Raw genomic sequence first — 20,363 nt, 5'->3', positions numbered from 1 at the left:
TTCAGCGTGAGAGTCCCCTCGCGGAAGGCTTCAGGGAGCCCCGCAGCCTCGTTCGGCCTCGGCCCAGCCTGCGGGCCTCGCGTACACTGCGGGCATGAACACACCGGTGAACTGGTCGTTCGGGCGGCCGTTGGAAGGGTGGGCGTGGCAGGCGGAACGTGAACGCGGGCGGGTGCTGCTGACGCACGGCCTGGCGGAATACACGCACCGGTACGAGCCGCTCATTCAGGACCTGCGGGGCCGCGGGTACAGCGTGTACGGGTTCGATCAGCGCGGGCACGGGCGGTCCAGTGGGACGCGTGCGCTGGTGGACGTTGACGCCTTCGTGGACGACCACATTGCGGCGCGCGCAGCTCTGCTGGAGGGCCGCACGCCGCTGTTCGCGTTCGGGCACAGCCTGGGGGGTCTGGTGACGGCCCTCAGTGTCCTGCGGGACCCGCGGGGGTTGGCGGGCGTGGTGCTGAGCAGCCCGGCCCTGCTGGTCGGCTCGGATCTGCCCGCGCCGGTGCGGGCGGTGTCGCAGCTGCTCGGGCGTCTGGCGCCGACCGCGCCGACCATCGAGTTGTCGTCCGCGCATCTCGCGCAGGACGCGTCCGTGGGCGCACGGTACGACGCGGATGAGCTGGTGTACCGTGGGCGTGTGCGGGCCGGGACGGGCGCGAGCATGATGCGCGCGGGCGCGAGCCTGTGGGCGCGGGCGCATACGTGGCGCGTGCCGACGCTCGTCATCCACGGGGACGCGGACCGCCTGGCGGACGTGAACGGTTCCCGGCGGTTCTCAGGGCTGGCGCGCAGCGAGGATTTCACGTACACGGAAATTCCCGGCGGGTACCATGAGTTGTTCAATGACCATACGCGGCAGGACCTGATCCGCGACCTGCTCGCCTGGCTAGACGGGCGTACGCGCACGCCCTGAAGGTTGAGGTCCGGGGGAAGCAGGGTGTCTGCTTCTCCCGGGTCGTTTCGGCCAGCTTGACGGCGGTCCGATGAGTGGCCTTGACGCGCGTGTCTGGACGTTTCGAGCGGTCGGGTGCTTTTCCGCAGATGACTGGTCGAACTGCGGCGGAATGCTGGATCGCTTGGCTTTACGGATGGTCGAGGGCAGGTGGGCGTGCGTTGAAAGGAACCTGCCTAATCGTGAGGCGTGGCCAAGGAAGCGAATCAAAACTGACATGTGAATACTTTCACGATAATCCGGATCGTGAATTTTATCGCTCTGACTGATCATGTCCCAACAGGTGCGTGGCGAGGCGCTCCAAGCGCGCACGGAGGTTGAGCGCATACGCCCGCACGCTCACCTGCTCGCCCAGGGCCCATACCGTAAAGGTCCGCTCCCCTTCTCTCGCCGCCACCAGCGCCAGCAGGGCCAGGGTTTCGGCCCGGGCGGCCCATAACACCTCCACCAACGCTGGGCCCTTCACGCTCGCGAGGGCCGCCGTGCGCGGTGGCAGCGGCGCGTCCTCACCGAGCGCCACCCGCATCTCCAAGTGGTTCTTGCGCTCCATGCCGATCACCACCCGGAACCGCTCCTCCTGCACTTCATGCATCGGCAGGTGCGGCACCACGGCCCGCTGTTGCTCCGTGAGCGCCTGCAGGGCACTGATGCTCAGCGGTGTCGGGACGGTCTGCGCCTCGCGTTCCAGCGCCTCAATGCGCGCCTGCGTTTCTGCATCGGTCATTGGCCGATTCTGACACCCCGCGCGGTCCGGCACCGCCCGGTCGCCTGCGCAGGGCAAAAAAAGGGACGCGCTCGCGTCGCCCACCGGGGAAATTGAGGGTCAGCTGCCGCACCCGCCGCCGCAGCCACCTCCGCAGCTGCTGCCGCAACTCGCGCCGCCGTCAACGCTGCCGCTGTCGCCCCCGCCAGCGTCCCACGAGAAGCCGAGCAGGCCACCGCCGGTCGTGTCGCCGCCGCTGCCCGCGGCCGTCCGGAACGCGGGGTCGACTGCTCCGGCGACGGCCATCCCGCCGAGCAGCATCAGGAAGGGCGCCAGCCACCACCCGGTGATCAACGCGACCGCCGCGCCCCCACCGAAGGCGGCCATGAGCACCCCGCAGCCGAGCGCGCCTCCGCGGTGCTGTTGCGGCTGGGTGCGCGGGTCCGGCCAGAGGTCGCGGGGCGGCACCGCTTGGAAGGTGCGCAGGTACAGATCCAGGGTGCGCAGGTACTGCTCGCGGTAGCGAGCGTCCTCGTCGGTGCCGCCGGGATGATGGTGCAGGCGCTCACCGATCACGCGGTCACACAGCCGGTCCCAGTAGTCCTGCGTGAATTCCAGGTGCGCGTGCCACGCATGGTCGACCGTGCGGCTGGGCGTGACGCTCTCGCCGCTCAGCGCCGCGAGAATCAGGAAGCGGCGGTATTCGTTCAGGACGCGGCGGGTGCGCTCGGTCGTCCAGGCCTGCTCGCGCATCAGGCGGTCGTGCAGGGCAGTCGGGAAGGCGTACGTTTCGAGGTCGTGGCGGACGGTGATGGGGTCGTTCATGGCGGTCTCCGTGGGGGTTGAATGCGCTTGGGCCGAAGGGGCATCAGGGTGTGAATGTTGCCCTTATGGTCGGCGGGGCGTATCAGCCGTTCGTCATCGGAGCGTGAGGGGCGCCTTGTGGTGTGTCTTCACTGCGTCAGCTGCGGGTCTGCTACCATCAAGAAGTTGAGGCCGACCCGTGTGGGTCGGCCTCGTTCGCGCGGGGGCGTTACAGGTGTTCAGGCATGCAGGCGGTGACGTTGAGGTCCACGCCGTCCTGGAAGCGTTCGAAATTCTTGCGGAACATCGCGCACAGTTCGCGGGCGGTGTGGTCGTACGCGTCCTTGTCGGCCCACGCTTCGCGGGGGTTGAGGACTTCGGCGGGCACGCCGGGCACCTGCGTGGGGAGTTCCAGGTTGAAGAACGGCTCGTGCGTGAAGGGCACGTCGTCGAGCTGGCCGCTGAGGGCAGCGTTCAGGAGCGCGCGGGTGTGCTTGATGCTCATGCGCTTGCCGACGCCGTACTTCCCGCCGGTCCAGCCGGTGTTCACGAGCCACACGCGCGCGCCGCTCTCCTCGACCTTGCGGGCCAGCAGCGCCGCGTACTCGCCGGGGTGGCGGGGCATGAACGGCGCGCCGAAGCAGGTGCTGAAGGTCGGCTGCGGTTCCACGACGCCGTCTTCGGTGCCGGGGATCTTCGCAGTGAAGCCGCTGATGAACTGGTACATCATCTGTTCGCGCGTGAGGCGCGCGATGGGCGGAAGCACCCCGAACGCGTCGGCGGTGAGGAACACGATGTTCTTCGGGTGCCCGGCGCGGCCCTCGGGGACGATGTTCGGGATGAAGTCGATGGGGTACGCGCTGCGGGTGTTCTCGGTGAGGCGGCCGTCATCGAGGTCGAGGGTGCGGTCGTCGCGGACGACGACGTTCTCGAGAACGGTGCCGAACATCTGCGTGGTGCGGTAGATGGCGGGTTCGGCTTCGGCGTTCAGGTTGATGACCTTCGCGTAGCAGCCGCCTTCGAAGTTGAAGACGCCTTCGTCGGTCCAGCCGTGTTCGTCGTCGCCGATGAGCTGGCGTTCCGGGTCGGCGCTGAGGGTGGTCTTGCCGGTGCCGCTCAGGCCGAAGAACAGGGCGACGTCGCCGTCGGGGCCGCGGTTGGCGCTGCAGTGCATGGGCATGACGCCCTGTTCGGGCAGCAGGTAGTTCAGGACGCCGAAGATACCTTTTTTGTTCTCGCCGGCGTATTCGGTGCCGCCGGCGATGATCATCTTGCGGGCGAAGTTTACGAGGATGAACGTGTCGGTGCGGGTGCCGTCGCGTTCAGGGTCGGCTTTGAAGCTGGGGAGGTTCAGGACCGTCCAGTCGGCGCGGAACTGCTCGCGTTCGTCGCTGGTGGGGCGCACGAACATGTTGCGGACGAACAGGCTGTGGTACGCCATTTCGTGCACGAAGCGCACGCCGAGGCGGTATTGGGGGTCCGTGCCGGCGTACAGGTCCTGCACGAACAGTTCCTTGTGGGCGGCGTGGGCCTGCATGCGTTCGAGCAGGCGGTCGAAGACGTCCGCCTGGACGGGGGTGTTGAAGCCGCCCCACCAGACGGTGTCGCGGGTGTGGTCGTCTTCGACGATGAAGCGGTCTTTGGGGCTGCGGCCGGTTTTGTTGGTGCGGACGGCGAGTGGGCCACCTTGCGTGATGACGCCTTCGCCGAGGCGGAGGGCGGCTTCGTACAGTTCGGGCACGCCGAGGTTGACGTGGATGGTGGCGTTCGGGAGGCCGAGCGTGTCGGCGACCCTGGGCTGCTGCGGCGGTGTGGTGACTTGGCTCATGCTCCCTCCGTGCGTGCAAAACGAACGACCGTTCGCAAAGCAATCGTGCCCCATTGTGACTGCGGAAACGGTCCCGACGCAAGCCGAATCGTCGTCACGCCAGGGGGAACATTAAGCGTCACAAGCACGCTAAACAGCGGAAAAAACCCCTCTTTGGCTTGTACCTCCAGGGTAACAAACGGGCGTTCCGCTGCATAATCGCTCGCAAAACCCTGGGGTTTATACGAACATGACAGGCTGTGACCCGAATGACTTTTCGATCGTTCACCCCGCAGGACCGCGCCGCCTGCCTCGCCCTCTTCGACAGCAACACCCCGCCGTTCTTCGACTCCACCGAACGCGCACTCTACGAGGACTTCCTGCATCAGCCCGAACCGTACTTCGTGCTGGAGGACGACACCGGCATCGTCGCGTGCGGCGGCCTGTGGCTCGGCGCCCATCTGCCCGAATACACCGCCGGCCTCAGCTGGGCCATGGTCCGCCGCGACCAGCACGGCCAGGGCATCGGCGCGCACCTCCTGAACGCGCGCCTCGACTGGCTGCGCACCCACCGTCCCGACGTTCAGCAGCTGTACATCGACACCAGCCACCTCACACAGGGGTACTACGAACGCCACGGGTTCCGGGTCACCGACCGCATCGAGAACGGCTTCGCGCCCGGCATGCACCAGATCAAAATGACCCGCCCGCTGTAAAACCCGGAACATCCGCGCCATTCGCACGAAATGAGGAAGTTTGCAGGGTAGAACGCTCCCTCCAGGCACCCCGGCAGGCACCCCCCCACGCAAGGGAAACGCAGAAGATTCCTGCGCACGGCCGACGGCGGCCCTCCCACCCGCCCGTCATCTCGGCTGCCCCTCGCCCTGGCGCACCGACCGGCGCCCGCCCCTGCCTTTGACCCGCGTGGATTCCGCGCGTACACTGTGCGCATGATCCGCTCTGCGCTTACGACCCCGGGGACACGCGACTAGCCACCAGCTTGCTTCGCGCGTCCCCGGCTGCCGTGAGCCGGGGCGTTTTTTTGATCGCTCAACCCTTCAGGAGGACCACCATGACCATCAACATCCAGGAACCGCGCAGCGAGCGGTACAACCCGCACGCCATCGAGCAGAAATGGCAAACCGCCTGGGACGAAGCCGGCCTGTACGCCTTCCACGAGGACCCCCGCAAACAGAAGCACTACGCGCTGACGATGTTCCCCTACCCCAGCGGGAACCTGCACATCGGCCACTGGTACGCGTACGTCGTGCCGGACGCGCGCGCCCGCTGGATGCGCATGCGCGGCTACAACGTCCTGTTCCCCATGGGCTTCGACGCGTTCGGCCTGCCCGCCGAGAACGCCGCCATCAAGCGCGGCATCAACCCGCGCACGTGGACGCTGGACAACATCCAGTACATGACCGGGCAGTTCCGCCGCATGGGCACCATGATCGACTGGTCCCGTCAGTTCGCCACGTGCCAGCCGGAGTACTACCGCTGGAACCAGTGGTTCTTCACGCGGATGTTCGAGCGCGGCCTGGCGTACAAGAAGGAATCCTTCGTGAACTGGGACCCCGTCGACCAGACGGTGCTGGCCAACGAACAGGTCGTGGACGGCCGCGGGGAACGCAGCGGCGCGCTGGTCGAGCGGCGCCTGATGAGCCAGTGGCACTTCAAGATCACCGAGTACGCCGAGGAACTGCTGGACTTCAGCGGCACCGACATGCCCGAGCGCGTGCGCCTGATGCAGCAGAACTGGATCGGGAAGTCCGTGGGCGCCGAGGTGGACTTCGCCACGGACGCCGGCATCGTCACGGTTTTCACGACGCGTCCGGACACGCTGTACGGCGCGACGTTCCTGGTGCTGGCGCCGGAGCACCCACTGGTCGATCCGCTGACCACCGACGAGCAGCGTGAGGCCGTGGGCGCGTACAAGGAAGCCGCCGGTCGCCTGAGCGAAATTGACCGTCAGGCGGAAGGGCGCGAGAAGACCGGCGTATTCACCGGCGCGTACGCCACGCACCCGATCACGGGCGAGCGCATTCCCGTGTGGATCGCGGATTACGTACTGGTCACGTACGGGTCCGGGGCGATCATGGCCGTGCCGAGCGGCGACCAGCGCGACTTCGAGTTCGCCCGCAAGTACGGCCTGCCGATCGTCGAGGTCGTGCGCCCTGAAGGGGCTGAAGCGCTGGACATGGACGCCGCGACCGAGGCGTACACCGGTGACGGCGTCATCGTGAACAGCGGCGACCTGAACGGCATGCGCGGCGGTAAGGCCTTCATCGGTCCGGTCATTGAGCGACTGGCCGGGTACGGCGTGCGCGCGAAGACTACGTACCGCCTGCGCGACTGGCTGGTCAGCCGCCAGCGCTACTGGGGCACGCCCATTCCCATTACGTATTGCGACACGTGCGGCGCGCAGCCCGTCCCGGACGATCAGCTGCCCATTGAACTGCCGGACGATGTGGAGTTCCTGCCGACCGGCCAGAGCCCCCTGAAGCTGCACCCCACGTGGAGCAAAACCACCTGCGCGAAGTGCGGCGGGCCCGCCGAGCGCGACACGGACACCATGGACACCTTCGTGGACAGCAGCTGGTACATGTACCGCTTCACCAGCCCGCACTTCGATCAGGCCCCCTGGGACAAGGACGCCGCCGAGCGCCTGACGCCCATCGACCTGTACACGGGCGGCATCGAGCACGCAATCCTGCACCTGCTGTACAGCCGCTTCTGGACGAAAGTCGCGCGGGACCTGGGCCTGACCAGCAACAGCGAGCCGTTCCGGGCGCTGCGCAACCAGGGCATCATCCTGGGTGAGGACCAGGAGAAGATGAGCAAGAGCCGCGGGAACGTCATCGACCCGGACGACCTGGTGCAGGAGTACGGCGCGGACACGGTGCGCACGTACCTGATGTTCATCGCGCCGTGGGAGGTGGGCGGCCCGTGGAGTGCGAGTGGCATCAACGGCCCCAGCAAGTGGCTGAGCCGCGTGTGGAGCCTGTACTTTGACGAGAACGCGAGCGGCCCGGCCGAGAACACCACCGAGGCGGAACTGCGGTACGCGACGCACACGACGCTGCAGAAGGTCACGGGCGACTTCGAGCGCCTGAGCTTCAACACGATCGTCGCGGCGCTGATGGAGTACACGAACGCGCTGGTGAAGGCCAAACGCTCGCCGGCGTTCGGAACGGACGCGTGGGCGGAAGCGCTGCGGATTTTCAACCTGATGCTGGCGCCCATCGTGCCGCACATCGCCGAGGAACTCTGGCGCGAATCCGGCCACGCGCAGAGCGTGCACCTAGAGGCGTGGCCGAGCGTGGACGAGACCGCGACCGTCCGCGACACGGTCACGATGGCCGTTCAGGTGAACGGCAAGGTCCGCGGGCAGGTGGAAATCAGCAAGACCGCCACGCAGGCGGACGCGATGGCCGCCGCGCGCGCCAACCCGGACGTGGCGAAGTTCGTGGACGGCAAGGACACCGTGAAGGAGATCTTCGTGCCGGGCCGCATCATCAACATCGTCGTCAAAGGTTGAGGCAAGATTGAGCGCGTCCCCTGCGTCGGCAGGGGACGCGCTGCGCTGGGGTCAGGCCTGCGGGCCGACCGTTTCGCCGGGGATTTCGTCGGTGGCGTCGTGCTCGTCGGTGGTGCCGGGGGTGGCGACGGGCTCGCGAGTGTCACCGCCGCTGGGGGTCGCGCCCGCACCGGCGCTCGCGCCGCTCTCGTCGGTGGCGTCCTGCCCGGCGGGGAGGTTCGTGTCGTGATCACTGGTCATGGGCGCTCCTTGTCCGGTTCCGGCGCAAGGCGGGGCGGTGGAAGCCCCGCCTGCAGTGTCAGAGGGCGGGGCCGGCGGCGGCGCTGCTGTCGAGGTCGTCGGCTTCTTCCTGGCTGTTGTCGCCAGTGGGCACCATGTTGGCGCCGCTGCCGAGGCCGCCCTCGCCGTGCGTGGGGTGCGGTGTGGGGTTCAGGGTGTCGTCCATCAGGGTGGAGTCCTGCGTCTCGGTCTGTTTATGGTCGGTCATGCTCCCAGCGTAGGCGCGTGCACTCTGAGCGCATGAACGGGGCCTTCAAGCGCCTTGACCTTCGCCGTTCAGGGCGCGGGCGTGACGGCGTGTTTGAGGTGCCGGGCCTGCGCGACGGTGACGTGCCCGAGGTCGGGGAGGTCCGCGCCGAGGTGCGTGCGGGCGTAGTGGAGCGGTTCGGGAATGCCGAGTGCGCGCAGTTCGTCGTGGAGGCGTTCGGCGTGGTGCGCGCCGATGGGTTCGTGATCGCCCAGTCGGCGTGGGGCGGTGCGGGTGGGGCGGGGGTGCGTGGCGGCGTGGGCGTCGTCGTCGTCCTCGCCGACGATGCCAAGGACGGCGGCGAGGGCGTAGCGTTTCATGTATGTGAGGGCGCTGCCGCTGCCTTGCGGGTCGTCTTTGGCGAGGCGCATGCGGTAGGTGCTGCTGATGAACTCGCCGCTGTCGTGGCCGAGGACGGTGGTAAGGGCCATGTAACCGCTTTCGGCCTGCGTGGGCCATTGGCTGACGCTGAGCCCATGGGTGGTGAGGGTGTCTCGACAGGCGTCCCAGATGCTGGCGAGGTCGGCGTATTTGCTGCGCAGGTGAGGGTTGGTGGCGTCTTTGAGCGCAGGTCGGATTTGACCCTGCGCTTTGCTGAGGGCGGTGAACAGCGCGGCGAGGGTGGGGCTATGGTGGAGCGTGGGGCGGTCCGACAACGACATATTCTGTTTGCAGCGTAACTCATTCTGACGTCCCCGCTCGTGCCCTCCCCCACAAGTGAAGCGGCAGCGCGCACGCGCTGCCGCCCCGGCTCACACCCGAATCAGACGCCGAACTCGGACGGGTTCAGCCCGGTCGCGTTCGCCGCATCGCGCACCTGACGCATTTCGGATTCCTCGAAGTCGCCGTCCGCACCGCCGATCACGATGCCCAGCTGAATCACCGCGCGCGCCTGATCCGGCTTGCTGCGCAGCTTCCCGACCACCTGCAGCACCTCGATCCGCCCGAAGTCGTAATCGCTGGTGAGCTTATCGCAGTACTTGTCGAAGCGGGTCTTCAGGTCCGCCGCGTTGAACACGCGCAGGGCGTCGTTGCTCATGATGAACTGCGCCGTCTTGCTGCGCTCCGCCGCGTCCACCTGACCGTCCGCCGCGGCGATCAGCGCGCACATCGCCATCGCGGCGTCCGCGAAGTCGTTCGACTTGAAGCGGGCCACCTGGTCGCCCAGCTGGTTCCCGGCGTTCTTGAGGCTGTTCTTGAGGTTGTTCAGAAAGCTCATGGCTCCTCCTTCGTAGGTCCGCCCCCAGTGTACGGGCGCGGGCGGCGGCATACACGTCGATTCCAGCGTTACGGAAGTGCCACGGTGGCCCGCGCGGCGTTGCGGTTCCTGATACGCGCGCAGTAAGGGCCAGCGTACCGGTGGGCAGGTCCGCTCGGCGCGTGGGTGGCCGGTCTGAGCGTACACGGCGCGGGCAAGCATCGGCGCCCTGCCGTACGGCGTCCTGGCTCAGCCCGTGCGGCCCTAGTGGGGGATCGCGTACCGTGAGGCATGCTCCGCGTGGAATCCGTGAACATCGGTCACCTTCAGCCCATCATGATTGGCCAGCAGCCGAAACCCAGCGGCATCGACAAACGCCCCGCGAGCGGGCCCGTCCGTGTCGGCCCCCTCGGTCTGGACGGCGATCACATCGGTGACGCCCGGCACCACGGCGGGCTGGACCAGGCCGTATACGTGTACAGCCGCACCGATTACGACGTGTGGGCGGTCATGCTGGGTTTCACCCCCAGCGCGGGTCTGTTCGGCGAGAATCTCACGCTCACCGACTTCGGCACGGACCCCGTGCGCATCGGGGACCGTTACCGCGTGGGCGGCGTGCTGCTAGAGGTGTCCGCGCCGCGCATCCCGTGCGCGACGCTGGCCGCGCGCATGAACGATCCGCAGTTCGTGCGGACGTTTACGCAGGCGCGCCGCCCCGGGTTCTACACGCGCGTGCTCGAACCCGGCGAGATCAGCGCCGGCGACGCCGTGCAGGTGCGTTCTGCACCGCACGACGCGCCGACCGTCATGGAGATGTTCGACGCGTTCTACGACCGGCAGACGCCGAGGGACGTCCTGGCGCGCATGCTGCGCTTCCCGGTGGCCGAGCGCGCCCGCGCGGATTTCGAGACGCGCCTGAACAGCTGAAGCGCACCCACGCCGCGGGGCTTTCGTGCCACCGGGTGGGTCAGCTGTACGCGTTCACGGCGTCGCCGAGCGGCTCGAACAGCGGGCCGAGGTCCGTGAGGCGCCCTGTGCGCGTGATCTCCGCCCAGCTGTACCCGCGGAACAGGTCCGCGAAGCGCTCCTGCGTGAGCCCATGCGTCCGTCCGGTCGGCGCGGTGACGTGCAGGTCATCGCCGCGCGCGGCAAGTCGGTACGTGCCCTGCGGCGTCCCGAGCTTCTGGGCCTGCGCGGCGAATTCAGCGCCGCCGTGAGCGCGCAGGAGGTTGAGCAGGGCGGGCGTGTCCAGCATGAAGGCTCAATATAACAAAGCGCCCGCTCGTCACGGGCGCTCTGTTGCCGGGAACTCAGGAGGTGGGGGGCGTGTCGCGGCGCTCGACGGCGACCTGGCCGGAGCGGGTGATGTCCACGCGGGCCCAGCGGTCCTCGCGGGGGTTGTGCCATACCTGCGTGCGGTTCCCGAGCGCGTCGGTGTGCTCGTTGCTGAGCATGAAGCCATCTGCCTGCAGAACGCGCGTGGCGTTCGTGAGCGCCGTCTGCTGCGCGAGGGGTGGCGTGGGGGTGAGGGTGCTGCCCAGGCGGAAGCCGCACGCGCTCTGGCAGGCCGTGAGGCCCAGGGACTGCGCGTGCGCAGGCACGGCGAGCGCCAGGGTCCCCAGGGTGGTCAGTAGCATGAGTGGTCGCATAAGCCCTCCTTTACCTCCGCCACCTTACTGGCCGAGCGTGAGTGCGCTATGGCATGCATGTAAGAAGCCGGACCGCTGCAGGGCGGTCCGGCTTCCTTTAAGCGTTACGAGAGGTAAGACGAGAACTGCTTGCGGAACTTGATGACCTTCGGCGTGATGACCGCCATGCAGTACGGCTGCCCCGGGTTCCGCTCGTAGTAATCCTGGTGGTAGCCTTCCGCGACGTAGAAGGTCGTGGCCGGTTCGAGCGTCGTGACGACCGGCGCGTCGAATACGTTCCCGGCGTTCAGCTCGTCGATGACGGCCTGCGCCGTCTGACGCTCCTCGTCGTTCGCGTAGAACACCGCGCTGCGGTACTGCGTGCCGACATCGGCGCCCTGGCGGTTGAGTTGCGTGGGGTCGTGCGTCGCGAAGAAGATGCCGAGCAGGTCCCGGGAGCTGATGACGTTCGGGTCGTACGTCAGGCGCACGGCTTCAGCGTGACCGGTGTCGCCGCCGCACACCTGGTTGTAGGTGGGGTTGGGAACGTGCCCGCCGATGTACCCGCTCTCCACCCGCTGCACGCCGCGGACGTTCTTGAAGACCGCTTCGGTGCACCAGAAACAGCCGCTCGCGAGAATCACTTGGTTCATGCGGGCATTCTGTCGCGCGGCGCGGACGCACACCGGGCGGCATCGCACCTTTGCGGCGCGTTCAGGGCTGCCTGAAGAAGCTGGCAGGCAGCGTGCGGCTCGCCTGGTCAAGCTTCAGGTCGCCGAGCAACCAGTACGGCAGGTTCCGGTCCGGGTTCGTGACGTGGAAGTTCCCGCTGGTGCTGACGGTCATGACGCCGTTCCAGCCCTTGCGGAGTTTCAGGTTGTAGGTCGTGTTCAGGCCGGTGCAGCGGCCCTGAACGGTGGCGGCGACGTCGCTGTACATCCAGCGGACGATGCGGGTGGGGGTGCGGGGGTCGTCCGCCTGAACGAGCGGGCCGAGCAGGCGGTCATGCGCGCGGTTGTACAGGACGAGCGTTTCAGTCTGGTACACGGGCACGCGCGCTGGCTTGACGGTGACGCCGCTGCACACGTCCAGCGGCCGCGTCGGCAGGGCGAGGGCGGCGGGGATGTTCAGGAGGAACGTACCGTCCTTCAGGGCGGCGCGGCTGACGACGCGGCCCTGCGTCATGTTCGTGAGCCACACGTACACGTCCTGGTCGGTGCCCATGAGGCTCGGGAGAACAGCGGCATTCGAGAGGTGACCCAGGATGGCCACCGCGGACGCGGACGGGGCAAGCAAGGTGAGCGTGAGGACCGTGAGGAAACGTTTCACGGTCCCTAATGGACCACGCCCCTGTCATCCGCCCGTAATGAACCGCCCCACCCCGCCTCAGCGGGACAGGAGCAGCCTCGCCACCACCAGCACCACAATCACCACGTACACGACCTTCACGAACGCACTCCCGCGCAGCATCGCCAGGCGCGCCCCCACAGCCGCGCCCACAGCGTTCGCGACGCCCATGGGCAGCCCGATCCACCACACCATCTGCCCGCCCAGCAGGAAGAACAGGAACGCCCCCAGGTTCGTCGCGAAGTTGATGGTGCGCGCGTTCCCGCTCGCCCGCACCAGGTTCATTCCCGCCAGCGCGAACAGGAACATCAGGAACGTCCCTGTTCCCGGCCCCAGGAACCCGTCGTACGCGCCGATCACGAAGGCGCCCGGCATCGTCAACGCCAGCACCCGGCCCGTCAAGCCCGGGTAGCGGTCCTCCAGGCCGAACCGCTTGTTCACGAGCACCAGCGTTCCCACTGCGAGGATCACCACCGCCACCAACGCCCGGAAGGTGTTCGGGTCCACGAACCGCACCAGAAATGCACCCAACGCGCTGCCCAGCAACGCCAGCGGAATGAGCCGCAGCACCAGCGGCTTCTCCACGTGCCCGGCCCGCCAGTACTGCACGGTCGCGCTCCCACTCCCGAAAATCGCCAGGAGCTTGTTCGTCGCGACGACCTGCGCGGGCGGTAACCCCATCAGGAACAGCGTCGGCAGGGTGATGGTGCCGCCCCCCCCTGCGACCGCGTCAATGAACCCGGCAAGAAAGGCGAGGGGCAGGCCGTACAGCAACACGTCCAGTTGGGGCACGCGTCACGCTACCAGCTTTCGCCGCGTACGTCACACCCGCGCCCTCCCCCGCCCCGGCGCGCCGACTGCACGGCCCCAAGGAACGCCGAACGGGCGCGGGGAGGTCCTCGCGCCCGTTCGGCAGGGGCTCAGGGTCAGAACGTGTAGCTTTTCGGCACGACGACGACGCCGCTGTCCGTCACCGTAAAGCCCCGCGCGCGGTCCTCCTCGTGGTCCAGGCCGATGGTCGTGCCAGGCGGAATGATGACGTCCTTGTCGATGATCGCGCGGTGAATGTGTGAGTGGCGGCCCACCTGCACGTTATCGAACACGACGCTGCCCTCCACGAGCGCGTACGAGTGCGCGTGCACGCGCCGGCCCACCACGCTGTCGCGCACGGTCGCGCCACTGATGATGGTCCCCCCGGCCACGAGGCTGTTAAACGCCTGCCCGCGCCGGTCCCCCTGCTCATGCACGAATTTCGTGGGAGCGGAGAACTCGCTGCTCGTCCGCAGCGGCCACTGCTCGTTGTACATGTCGAACTCCGGGCTCACGGAGATCAGGTCCATGTTCGCGTCGTAGTACGCATCGAGCGTGCCCACGTCACGCCAGTACGTGTTCGGCACCAGCTGCCCGGGGATGGGGTTCTTGTGGAAGTCGTACGCCTGCACGCTGTACCCGTCACGCAGGGCGCGCGGAATGACGTCCTTGCCGAAGTCGAAGCCCTCGTCGTTCCCCGCGATGCTGCGCTCCAGCAGTTCCTCCAGCGCGCGGCGGCTGAAGATGTAGTTGCCCATGCTGGTCAGCACCTGGTCGGGCTTCCCGGGGATGGTGGGCGGGTTCGGGACCTTCTCCTGGAAGTCCGTGACGCGCCAGCGGTCGTCCACCTGCATTACGCCGAAGCGTTGCGCTTCGGCGAGCGGCATAGGGTACGCGGCGATGGTCACGTCCGCGCGGGTGTCGCGGTGCATGTCCAGCATGTGCGCGATGTTCATCTTGTAGATGTGGTCCCCGCTGAAGATCGCCACGTAATCCGCGTTGAAGTTGTCGATCAGGTGCAGGTTCTGGTACACGGCGTCGGCGGTGCCGCGGTACCACACCGGGCCGAGCTCCTCGTACCGGTACATCTGCGCGGGCACGAGCGTGATGAAGTAGTCACTCAGGAACGTCCCGAAGCGCCAGCCGCGCTGGATGTGCTCCGTGAGGCTCTGCGCCTTGTACTGGATCAGGACGTACTGACTGAAGATGCCGCTGTTGATGAAGTTGTTCAGTGCGAAGTCGATGATGCGGTACTTGCTGCCGAACGGCACGGCGGGCTTGCTGCGTTTCAGGGTCAGCGGGGACAGGCGCGTCCCCTGACCGCCGGCGAGCACCATCCCGAGAACACGAGGTTGAGTCATGAAGTCCCTCCTGGCGTCAGTGTACGGGCCGGGCCTGCGAACGCGTGCCGGACGGCGGAAATCTAAAGAGGACATTTAGAAACCGCGTTCCTCCTGCACGGCGCGTCCGCCGCCACCGCCGTTCGTGGGGCGCGGACGGGCGCCCACGAACGGCAGCGGGTTCAATGTCGCCGCAGTCGCGTCCTCATCGGAGCAGCCATTGAAGCCTCATGCTCCAGGCGGGGTCATCGGTGGGAACGATTGGCTGGGGGCTGACTGGGCGCTCGTCAGGGCGTTCAGGACGTGAATGGCTTCGTGGTAGCGGTGCATCTGGGCGCGCGCGGCGTTGCGGTGCTGGCGGGCTTCCGCGCGGAGTTGCGCGAGGTCCAGGTCATCCGGCTGCAGGGCGCGCTCCAGCGCGTCGATGTGCGCTTCGACGGCGTGCAGGCGCGTCATGAGGTCCCTGTAGCTGACGAGGTGTGCGCGGGCCGCGTGGAGTTGCCCTTCGAGTTGCGTGCGCGCCTGCGTTTCGGCGGCGTGCAGGTGCGCGCGGGCGGCGCTGGCCGGTTCGCTTTCGGCGCTGCCGGTGAGCCACAGGGCGTGGTTGTACGCGTGGCGGGCGCGGAGCACGAGCGGGTGCAGGGGGACGGCGAGGGCGACGCGCGCGTCGTTCAGGTCGGGCGTGCCAAGGTCCGGGAGGGGCGGGTCATGGCGGACGTCGGGCAGCGCCTCGAAGTACGTCAGGAAGGCGCGGGACTGTTCGAGCATCAGTTCGTGATGCCGGAGTTGCGCACTGGCATCCTCGCCGCGCGCGACGGCGCCGCGCAGGCGCTGCACCATGACGTTCAGCACGTCCCGCTGAGCCTGCGCGAGTGCGACCTCGTCGGCGACTTCCTGGCGCACGTGGTCCGCGCGGAGTTTCCCGTAGCGATCCTCGGTTTCCACGCGGGCGACTTCGGCGGCGGCGGCCTGGACGTTCCAGGCCATGACGGGTTCGAGCGGCGCAAGGTCGGGGGTGGCGCGGATCACGTCGAGGCCCTGCTGCGCGACGTCCTGCTGCGCGCGCGCGAGGATCAGGGCGAGGTCACTGGCGCGCCGCCCCCACGCGGGCGGCGGCGTGAGCGGCCGGATGCCCGGGCGCGGGTCGGGCGTGAGGGCCGCGGTGAGCGGCGGTGGGGTGACTTCAGTGACGCTCGGGGCGGGCACGCGCTCGGCGAGGTTCGCGAGGGCGACGGTGGCGCCCTGCAGCCAGCGTTCCGCGCGGGCGTCGCCCACGCGGTCCATCAGGAGGACGTACGCGTCCTGCAGGACCGCAACGGCCTCGCGCGGGCCGAGGGCGCGGCCGAGAGGCCACTCGCGGCGGATGATGGCGCTCTGAATGAGGCGGTCAGCGTCGTGCACGCCCAGTTCCACGCTGATGGTGGCGCGCAGCCACTCGCGGTACGGGTCACTGCTCACGCGGGCCCCGTTGACGCAGCGCCTCGTACAGCACGAGCGCGCCGGCGGTACTGACGTTCAGGCTGTCGGCGGCGCCGCGCATGGGGATGGCGAGTTTCAAGTCGGGGTGCTCGCGCCACGCGGCAGGCAGGCCGGCGTGTTCCGCGCCGAGGCACACGGCGACGCGGCCGGTGAGGTCGGCGTCCCAGTAGTTCTGGGCGCCGTCAGGGGTGATGGCGGCGACGCGGAAGCCCTGCGCTCGCAGCCAGGGGAGCGCGTCCGCTTCGGGCAGCGTGAAGAGCGTCTGCGTGAAGACGCTGCCCTGGGACGCGCGGATGACGTTCGGGTTCTCGAGGTCCACGCCGCCGACGACGAGCACCGCGTCGGCGCCGACGCCGTCGGCGCTGCGCAGGAGCGCGCCCACGTTGCCGGGTTTCTCCACGCCGACAAGCACGAGCAGCAGCGCGTCATGTGGGAGGTCCGGGGCGGGACGCGCCGGGAGGTCCGCGACCGCGAGGAGGCCGTCCGGGTTCTCGCGGACGCTGGCCTTCTCGAATGCCGCGCGAGACAGGTGCACGCGGTCGGGGGCGTGGAGGGCGGGGAGCGCCTGGTGCGCGTCGGGGCTGAACAGCTCCTCGCACATGTACAGCGTCCGCAGGGGCACGCCGCCCTGCGCGGCGCGTTCGAGTTCGCGGGCGCCTTCGATCAGGAAGGCGCGTTCCTGCGTGCGCGCGCGGCGCTCACGGAGGCGCGTGAGGCGTTTCACTTCGGGGTTCTGCACACTGCTGATCTCGCGCGCGATACTCTGCACAGCGTCATTGTGGCAGAAAGTGGCATGCTGAGGCCGTGAGCACCTTTTCCGCGAGCACTTACCCGCCGTTCAAGCCCTGCCCGTGTGGGAGTGGCCGCAGTTACAGTGCGTGCTGCGCGCCGCGCCACGACGGGTCCCGCCCTGCCGAGACTGCCGAGGCGCTGATGCGCAGCCGGTACAGCGCGTACGTCCTGAACATCGAGCCGTACATTCGCGCGTCGTGGCATCCGGACACCTGCCCGGAGGACCTGCTCCTGAATGACGGCACGAAGTGGCTGAGCCTGAAAATCACCGGCACCGAAGCGGGCGGGCCGGACGATGAGCGCGGCACCGTCAGCTTCGACGCGATGTATCACCTGCACGGCCGGAAGCGGCGCCTGCGTGAGCGGAGCGAGTTCACACGCCTGAACGGCGCGTGGGTGTACGTGGACGGCGTCATCTCCTGAAGTTGAGTGGTCCTCCGCCGGTTGGCGGAGGGCCGCGCAGGCCGTGGTACGGTGGGGCACTTCACGGAGTGCCCCCCATGCGTTTACGGTAACCCCCCTTTGCGGTTTGTTTCGGAGGCCCGCGCGTCGCGCGGGTGGGTTTTTATACCGCCTTGGGGGACGCATGGATTGGGTTCATTCGTTTTACGACACGCAGGACGAGCTGACGGGCTGCCACAGCAGCGGCCTTCACCCGCATCATCACGCGCTGGCCGCGCGGCTCACGGCGCACCGGGGTCAGCCCGGATCGCTGCTGGAACTGGGCGCGGGCGGTGGGCAGTTCGCGGTGGCCGCCGCGCAGGTCGGACACGCGGTCACGGCGCTGGAGTTGCGACCGTCCGGGACGGTGCATACGCAGCGCCTCGCGGCGCTGCATGGAGTGCAGGTCAACGCCATGACTGGTGACTTCTACACGGCCGATCCGGGCGGGCCGTTCGACATGCTCGCGTACTGGGACGGGTTCGGCGTCGGTGACGATGCGGAGCAGGCGCGCCTGCTCGCGCGCTTCCCGGAGTGGCTCGCGCCGGGCGGGGCCGCGTACGTCGACGTGTACACGCCGTGGTACTGGGCGCAGCATGCGGGCTTCACGCGTGAAACGCCCGCGTACGTGCAGTCGTACGGGTTCGACGCGGACCGCTGCCGCCTGCTGGACACGTACGCGCGCGCGGACGGAAAGACGGTCACGCAGTCGCTGCGGTGCTACAGCCCGGAGGATGTCCGCCGGCTGCTACACGGCACGGCGCTCGTGCTGGACGAGGTGTGGCCGGGCGGGCGGTTCGACCCGCGCGCGGGAACGTGGCATCCGCGCGCGCCGCTGGGCGAGTGCCTGTCGTTCACGGCCGTTCTGAAGCGCGCGTAGGGCTCGCATTAACAGAGGCCCCGACCACGTGGTCGGGGCCTCTCCTGCCGCGGCTTACTTGCGGAAGCTGGGGTTGAGGATCTTCTTGCGCAGGCGGATGCTCTGCGGGGTGAGTTCCACGAGTTCGTCGTCCGCGATGTACTCCAGCGCGTCCTCGAGGGTGAGGCGCTTGAAGGGCACCAGGGTCAGCGCCTCGTCGGCACCGGAGGAGCGGACGTTCGTGAGCTTCTTGTTCTTGCAGACGTTCACGTTCATGTCCTGCTCGCGGGCGTTCTCGCCGACGATCATGCCGACGTACACGTCCTGACCGGCGTCGATGAAGAACTGCCCGCGGTCCTGCAGCTTGAAGATGCTGTACGCGAACGCGACGCCGTCTTCCATGCTGACCAGGCTGCCGTTCTGGCGGGTCTTGAGGTCACCGGCCCAGGGCGCGTACCCGTCGAAGATGTGGCTCATGATGCCTTCGCCCTGCGTCATGCTGAGGAACTGCGTGCGGAACCCGAACAGCGCGCGGCTGGGGATCTTGAACTCCACGCGGGTGCGGGTGCCCTGGGGTTCCATGTTGACCATCTGGCCTTTGCGGGCGCCGAGCACGCCGATGACGGTGCTGGCGTGCTGCTCGGGCACGTCGATGACAAGGTGCTCGACGGGTTCGTGCTTCACGCCGTCAATCTCGCGGACGATCACCTGGGGCGCGCCGACCTGCACTTCGTAGCCTTCGCGGCGCATGGTTTCCAGCAGGATGCTGAGGTGCAGCTCACCGCGGCCGGAGACCTTGAATTCGTCCGGGCGGATTTCCTCGACGCGCAGCGAGACGTTCGTCATGACTTCGCGCTTGAGGCGGTCATTGAGGTGGCGGCTGGTGACGTACTTGCCTTCCTTACCGGCGAACGGGCTGGTGTTCGGCTGGAAGACCATGCTGACGGTCGGCTCGTCCACGGTGATGATCGGCAGCGCTTCGGGGTCCGCGAGGTCCGCGACGGTCTCGCCGATCTGGGCGTCCTCGATGCCGGCGAGGGCAACGATGTCACCGGCGCCGACTTCGTCCGCTTCGATGCGGCGCAGGCCGAGGTGCGTGAACGGCTGCACGATGCGGGTCTTGGTCATGCTGCCGTCTTTGTGGATGAGGTTAACGAACTCGCCCTTCTTGACCTTGCCGCGCGTGACGCGGCCGAGCACGATGCGGCCGAGGTACTCGCTGTAGTCGAGGTTCGTGATGAGCATCTGGAAGGGCGCGCCGAGGTCGACCTTGGGCGCGGGGACGTACTCGAGGACCATCTCGAACAGTTCGTGCATGTCGTCCTGGGGCTTGTCGAGTTCCCGGAACGCTTTGCCTTCGCGGGCGATGGCGTACAGGATCGGGAAGTCGAGCTGGTCTTCGTTCGCGCCGAGTTCGGCCATCAGGTCGAAGGTGAGGTTCACGACCTCGTCAGGGCGGGCGTCCTGACGGTCGATCTTGTTCACGACGACGATGGGCTTCAGGCCGAGCTCGAGGGCCTTGCGGAGCACGAAGCGCGTCTGCGGCATGGGGCCTTCGGCGGCGTCCACGAGGACGAGGCAGCCGTCGACCATGCCGAGCACGCGTTCGACCTCGCCGCCGAAGTCGGCGTGGCCGGGCGTGTCGACGATGTTGATTTTCACGCCGTTGTACTCGACGGCCGTGTTCTTCGCCAGGATGGTGATGCCGCGCTCGCGTTCGAGGGCGTTGCTGTCCATGGCGCGCTCGGCGATTTCCTCGCCGTGGCCGAGCTTCAGGGTCTGCTTCAGCAGGCCGTCCACGAGGGTGGTCTTGCCGTGGTCGACGTGCGCGATGATCGCGATGTTGCGGTATTCCATGTTCTTCCTCTCCTCCGCCCGAAAAGCTGACGGCAGGCTGTGCGCCTGTGGCGGTGCGGGCGGTTGCGCCTGCACGAAAAAGCCCGCCGGGCGTTTCGGACGGGCATCCAAACGTAAATTGTAGCAGAGCGCGTCACGCGCGCGTCATGGAGGGCGTCACGGTTCACGGTTTTGCGTGCGGCCGCGCGGGTGCGCTACACTGAGAGTCCTTTGGTCCCGCAGCCCCATGGGGGGCAGTGGTGGTCAGGAGGAAGAGATACACGCGAGACTTCGCCCGCA

Annotated in this window: 22 protein-coding genes and 1 pseudogene; 7 read left to right on the top strand and 16 right to left on the bottom strand. The window is 67.9% G+C overall.

Annotated elements, in window-relative coordinates; genetic code table 11:
• Window positions 1-94: 94 nt before the first annotated feature.
• Window positions 95-916 carry an alpha/beta hydrolase gene (locus DEIMA_RS09090; RefSeq protein ID WP_013556954.1) on the top strand — a complete coding sequence of 274 codons (822 nt, stop codon included), beginning with the start codon at window positions 95-97 and terminating at the stop codon, window positions 914-916.
• Between the two features lie 292 nt (window positions 917-1,208).
• Here DEIMA_RS09090 and DEIMA_RS09085 read toward each other — a convergent pair whose 3' ends face one another.
• The 3 genes from DEIMA_RS09085 to pckA all read right to left on the bottom strand — a co-directional run bounded on the left by DEIMA_RS09085 (window position 1,209) and on the right by pckA (window position 4,290).
• Window positions 1,209-1,679 carry a hypothetical protein gene (locus DEIMA_RS09085; RefSeq protein ID WP_013556953.1) on the bottom strand — a complete coding sequence of 157 codons (471 nt, stop codon included), beginning with the start codon at window positions 1,677-1,679 and terminating at the stop codon, window positions 1,209-1,211.
• Between the two features lie 99 nt (window positions 1,680-1,778).
• Entirely contained in the window at window positions 1,779-2,483 is a 705-nt protein-coding gene (locus tag DEIMA_RS16930) for a hypothetical protein (protein ID WP_013556952.1), read from the bottom strand.
• A gap of 208 nt (window positions 2,484-2,691) precedes the next feature.
• Window positions 2,692-4,290: a phosphoenolpyruvate carboxykinase (ATP) gene (pckA, locus tag DEIMA_RS09075; RefSeq protein ID WP_013556951.1), complete on the bottom strand. Its 1,599-nt coding sequence runs from the start codon at window positions 4,288-4,290 to the stop codon at window positions 2,692-2,694.
• A 248-nt stretch (window positions 4,291-4,538) separates the two neighbouring features.
• Between pckA and DEIMA_RS09070 the strand changes: the two genes are divergently transcribed.
• Window positions 4,539-4,985, top strand: coding sequence for a GNAT family N-acetyltransferase (locus DEIMA_RS09070; RefSeq protein WP_013556950.1), 447 nt, complete (start codon window positions 4,539-4,541; stop codon window positions 4,983-4,985).
• Between the two features lie 356 nt (window positions 4,986-5,341).
• On the top strand, window positions 5,342-7,807 hold the full coding sequence (leuS, locus tag DEIMA_RS09065) for a leucine--tRNA ligase (protein ID WP_013556949.1): 2,466 nt from the start codon (window positions 5,342-5,344) through the stop codon (window positions 7,805-7,807).
• Between the two features lie 51 nt (window positions 7,808-7,858).
• Here leuS and DEIMA_RS09060 read toward each other — a convergent pair whose 3' ends face one another.
• From DEIMA_RS09060 to DEIMA_RS09045, 4 genes are all read right to left on the bottom strand, one after another.
• Window positions 7,859-8,047, bottom strand: a complete 189-nt coding sequence (locus tag DEIMA_RS09060) for a hypothetical protein (protein ID WP_013556948.1) — start codon at window positions 8,045-8,047, stop codon at window positions 7,859-7,861.
• A 58-nt stretch (window positions 8,048-8,105) separates the two neighbouring features.
• On the bottom strand, window positions 8,106-8,294 hold the full coding sequence (locus DEIMA_RS09055; RefSeq protein WP_013556947.1) for a hypothetical protein: 189 nt from the start codon (window positions 8,292-8,294) through the stop codon (window positions 8,106-8,108).
• 68 nt (window positions 8,295-8,362) lie between these two features.
• Complete coding sequence (locus DEIMA_RS09050) at window positions 8,363-8,995, bottom strand: ERF family protein (protein ID WP_013556946.1); 633 nt, start codon at window positions 8,993-8,995, stop codon at window positions 8,363-8,365.
• A gap of 101 nt (window positions 8,996-9,096) precedes the next feature.
• On the bottom strand, window positions 9,097-9,552 hold the full coding sequence (locus DEIMA_RS09045; RefSeq protein WP_013556945.1) for a tellurite resistance TerB family protein: 456 nt from the start codon (window positions 9,550-9,552) through the stop codon (window positions 9,097-9,099).
• Window positions 9,553-9,822: 270 nt separating this feature from the next.
• Here DEIMA_RS09045 and DEIMA_RS09040 point away from each other — a divergent pair, with 270 nt between their 5' ends.
• A complete protein-coding gene (locus tag DEIMA_RS09040) occupies window positions 9,823-10,458 on the top strand; it encodes an MOSC domain-containing protein (protein ID WP_013556944.1) in 636 nt (211 codons plus the stop codon).
• 40 nt (window positions 10,459-10,498) lie between these two features.
• On the opposite strand, the gene DEIMA_RS09035 is transcribed toward DEIMA_RS09040, so the two are convergent.
• The 8 genes from DEIMA_RS09035 to DEIMA_RS09000 all read right to left on the bottom strand — a co-directional run bounded on the left by DEIMA_RS09035 (window position 10,499) and on the right by DEIMA_RS09000 (window position 16,904).
• Complete coding sequence (locus tag DEIMA_RS09035; protein ID WP_013556943.1) at window positions 10,499-10,786, bottom strand: hypothetical protein; 288 nt, start codon at window positions 10,784-10,786, stop codon at window positions 10,499-10,501.
• 55 nt (window positions 10,787-10,841) lie between these two features.
• The gene (locus DEIMA_RS09030) at window positions 10,842-11,180 is read right to left on the bottom strand and encodes a hypothetical protein (protein WP_013556942.1); all 339 of its coding nucleotides are present in this window, start codon (window positions 11,178-11,180) and stop codon (window positions 10,842-10,844) included.
• A 104-nt stretch (window positions 11,181-11,284) separates the two neighbouring features.
• The gene (msrA, locus tag DEIMA_RS09025) at window positions 11,285-11,812 is read right to left on the bottom strand and encodes a peptide-methionine (S)-S-oxide reductase MsrA (RefSeq protein ID WP_013556941.1); all 528 of its coding nucleotides are present in this window, start codon (window positions 11,810-11,812) and stop codon (window positions 11,285-11,287) included.
• Between the two features lie 61 nt (window positions 11,813-11,873).
• Window positions 11,874-12,488 (bottom strand): hypothetical protein, encoded by a 615-nt coding sequence (locus DEIMA_RS09020; protein WP_013556940.1) that lies wholly within the window; start codon window positions 12,486-12,488, stop codon window positions 11,874-11,876.
• Between the two features lie 57 nt (window positions 12,489-12,545).
• Window positions 12,546-13,298, bottom strand: a complete 753-nt coding sequence (locus DEIMA_RS09015; protein WP_013556939.1) for a TSUP family transporter — start codon at window positions 13,296-13,298, stop codon at window positions 12,546-12,548.
• 134 nt (window positions 13,299-13,432) lie between these two features.
• Entirely contained in the window at window positions 13,433-14,677 is a 1,245-nt protein-coding gene (glgC, locus tag DEIMA_RS09010) for a glucose-1-phosphate adenylyltransferase (protein WP_013556938.1), read from the bottom strand.
• Window positions 14,678-14,884: 207 nt separating this feature from the next.
• Window positions 14,885-16,114, bottom strand: a complete 1,230-nt coding sequence (locus tag DEIMA_RS09005) for a hypothetical protein (protein WP_013556937.1) — start codon at window positions 16,112-16,114, stop codon at window positions 14,885-14,887.
• On the bottom strand, window positions 16,104-16,904 hold the full coding sequence (locus DEIMA_RS09000) for a TrmH family RNA methyltransferase (RefSeq protein WP_013556936.1): 801 nt from the start codon (window positions 16,902-16,904) through the stop codon (window positions 16,104-16,106). The genes DEIMA_RS09005 and DEIMA_RS09000 overlap by 11 nt, the downstream gene beginning before the upstream one ends.
• 35 nt (window positions 16,905-16,939) lie before the next feature.
• Between DEIMA_RS09000 and DEIMA_RS18675 the strand changes: the two are divergent.
• From DEIMA_RS18675 to DEIMA_RS08990, 3 genes and pseudogenes are all read left to right on the top strand, one after another.
• Window positions 16,940-17,026 (top strand): annotated as a pseudogene (locus DEIMA_RS18675) (SEC-C metal-binding domain-containing protein); the annotation flags it as partial.
• Between the two features lie 39 nt (window positions 17,027-17,065).
• A complete protein-coding gene (locus DEIMA_RS08995) occupies window positions 17,066-17,350 on the top strand; it encodes a YchJ family protein (protein WP_280985084.1) in 285 nt (94 codons plus the stop codon).
• Window positions 17,351-17,513: 163 nt separating this feature from the next.
• On the top strand, window positions 17,514-18,248 hold the full coding sequence (locus DEIMA_RS08990; RefSeq protein WP_013556934.1) for a class I SAM-dependent methyltransferase: 735 nt from the start codon (window positions 17,514-17,516) through the stop codon (window positions 18,246-18,248).
• Between the two features lie 54 nt (window positions 18,249-18,302).
• Here the strand turns inward: DEIMA_RS08990 and typA are convergent, their stop codons facing one another.
• A complete protein-coding gene (gene typA / locus DEIMA_RS08985) occupies window positions 18,303-20,084 on the bottom strand; it encodes a translational GTPase TypA (RefSeq protein ID WP_013556933.1) in 1,782 nt (593 codons plus the stop codon).
• Between the last annotated feature and the right edge of the window lie 279 nt (window positions 20,085-20,363).

Origin of the sequence: Deinococcus maricopensis DSM 21211 (assembly GCF_000186385.1) — a bacterium.
Taxonomy (GTDB): domain Bacteria; phylum Deinococcota; class Deinococci; order Deinococcales; family Deinococcaceae; genus Deinococcus_B; species Deinococcus_B maricopensis.
Note: the sequence above shows the minus strand (reverse complement) of the source record. Positions and strands in the feature narration are given on the sequence as shown.

What these genes read in the sequence shown, in the direction of transcription:
- leuS (WP_013556949.1), top strand. Translation starts at nt 5,342, where the DNA reads ATGACCATCAACATCCAGGAACCGCGCAGCGAGCGGTACAACCCGCAC.
- DEIMA_RS09055 (WP_013556947.1), bottom strand. Translation starts at nt 8,294, where the DNA reads ATGACCGACCATAAACAGACCGAGACGCAGGACTCCACCCTGATGGAC.
- DEIMA_RS09060 (WP_013556948.1), bottom strand. Translation starts at nt 8,047, where the DNA reads ATGACCAGTGATCACGACACGAACCTCCCCGCCGGGCAGGACGCCACC.
- DEIMA_RS16930 (WP_013556952.1), bottom strand. Translation starts at nt 2,483, where the DNA reads ATGAACGACCCCATCACCGTCCGCCACGACCTCGAAACGTACGCCTTC.
- DEIMA_RS08990 (WP_013556934.1), top strand. Translation starts at nt 17,514, where the DNA reads ATGGATTGGGTTCATTCGTTTTACGACACGCAGGACGAGCTGACGGGC.
- DEIMA_RS09070 (WP_013556950.1), top strand. Translation starts at nt 4,539, where the DNA reads ATGACTTTTCGATCGTTCACCCCGCAGGACCGCGCCGCCTGCCTCGCC.
- DEIMA_RS09090 (WP_013556954.1), top strand. Translation starts at nt 95, where the DNA reads ATGAACACACCGGTGAACTGGTCGTTCGGGCGGCCGTTGGAAGGGTGG.
- msrA (WP_013556941.1), bottom strand. Translation starts at nt 11,812, where the DNA reads ATGAACCAAGTGATTCTCGCGAGCGGCTGTTTCTGGTGCACCGAAGCG.
- typA (WP_013556933.1), bottom strand. Translation starts at nt 20,084, where the DNA reads ATGGAATACCGCAACATCGCGATCATCGCGCACGTCGACCACGGCAAG.
- DEIMA_RS09030 (WP_013556942.1), bottom strand. Translation starts at nt 11,180, where the DNA reads ATGCGACCACTCATGCTACTGACCACCCTGGGGACCCTGGCGCTCGCC.
- glgC (WP_013556938.1), bottom strand. Translation starts at nt 14,677, where the DNA reads ATGACTCAACCTCGTGTTCTCGGGATGGTGCTCGCCGGCGGTCAGGGG.
- DEIMA_RS09040 (WP_013556944.1), top strand. Translation starts at nt 9,823, where the DNA reads ATGCTCCGCGTGGAATCCGTGAACATCGGTCACCTTCAGCCCATCATG.
- pckA (WP_013556951.1), bottom strand. Translation starts at nt 4,290, where the DNA reads ATGAGCCAAGTCACCACACCGCCGCAGCAGCCCAGGGTCGCCGACACG.
- DEIMA_RS09035 (WP_013556943.1), bottom strand. Translation starts at nt 10,786, where the DNA reads ATGCTGGACACGCCCGCCCTGCTCAACCTCCTGCGCGCTCACGGCGGC.
- DEIMA_RS09085 (WP_013556953.1), bottom strand. Translation starts at nt 1,679, where the DNA reads ATGACCGATGCAGAAACGCAGGCGCGCATTGAGGCGCTGGAACGCGAG.
- DEIMA_RS09045 (WP_013556945.1), bottom strand. Translation starts at nt 9,552, where the DNA reads ATGAGCTTTCTGAACAACCTCAAGAACAGCCTCAAGAACGCCGGGAAC.
- DEIMA_RS09050 (WP_013556946.1), bottom strand. Translation starts at nt 8,995, where the DNA reads ATGTCGTTGTCGGACCGCCCCACGCTCCACCATAGCCCCACCCTCGCC.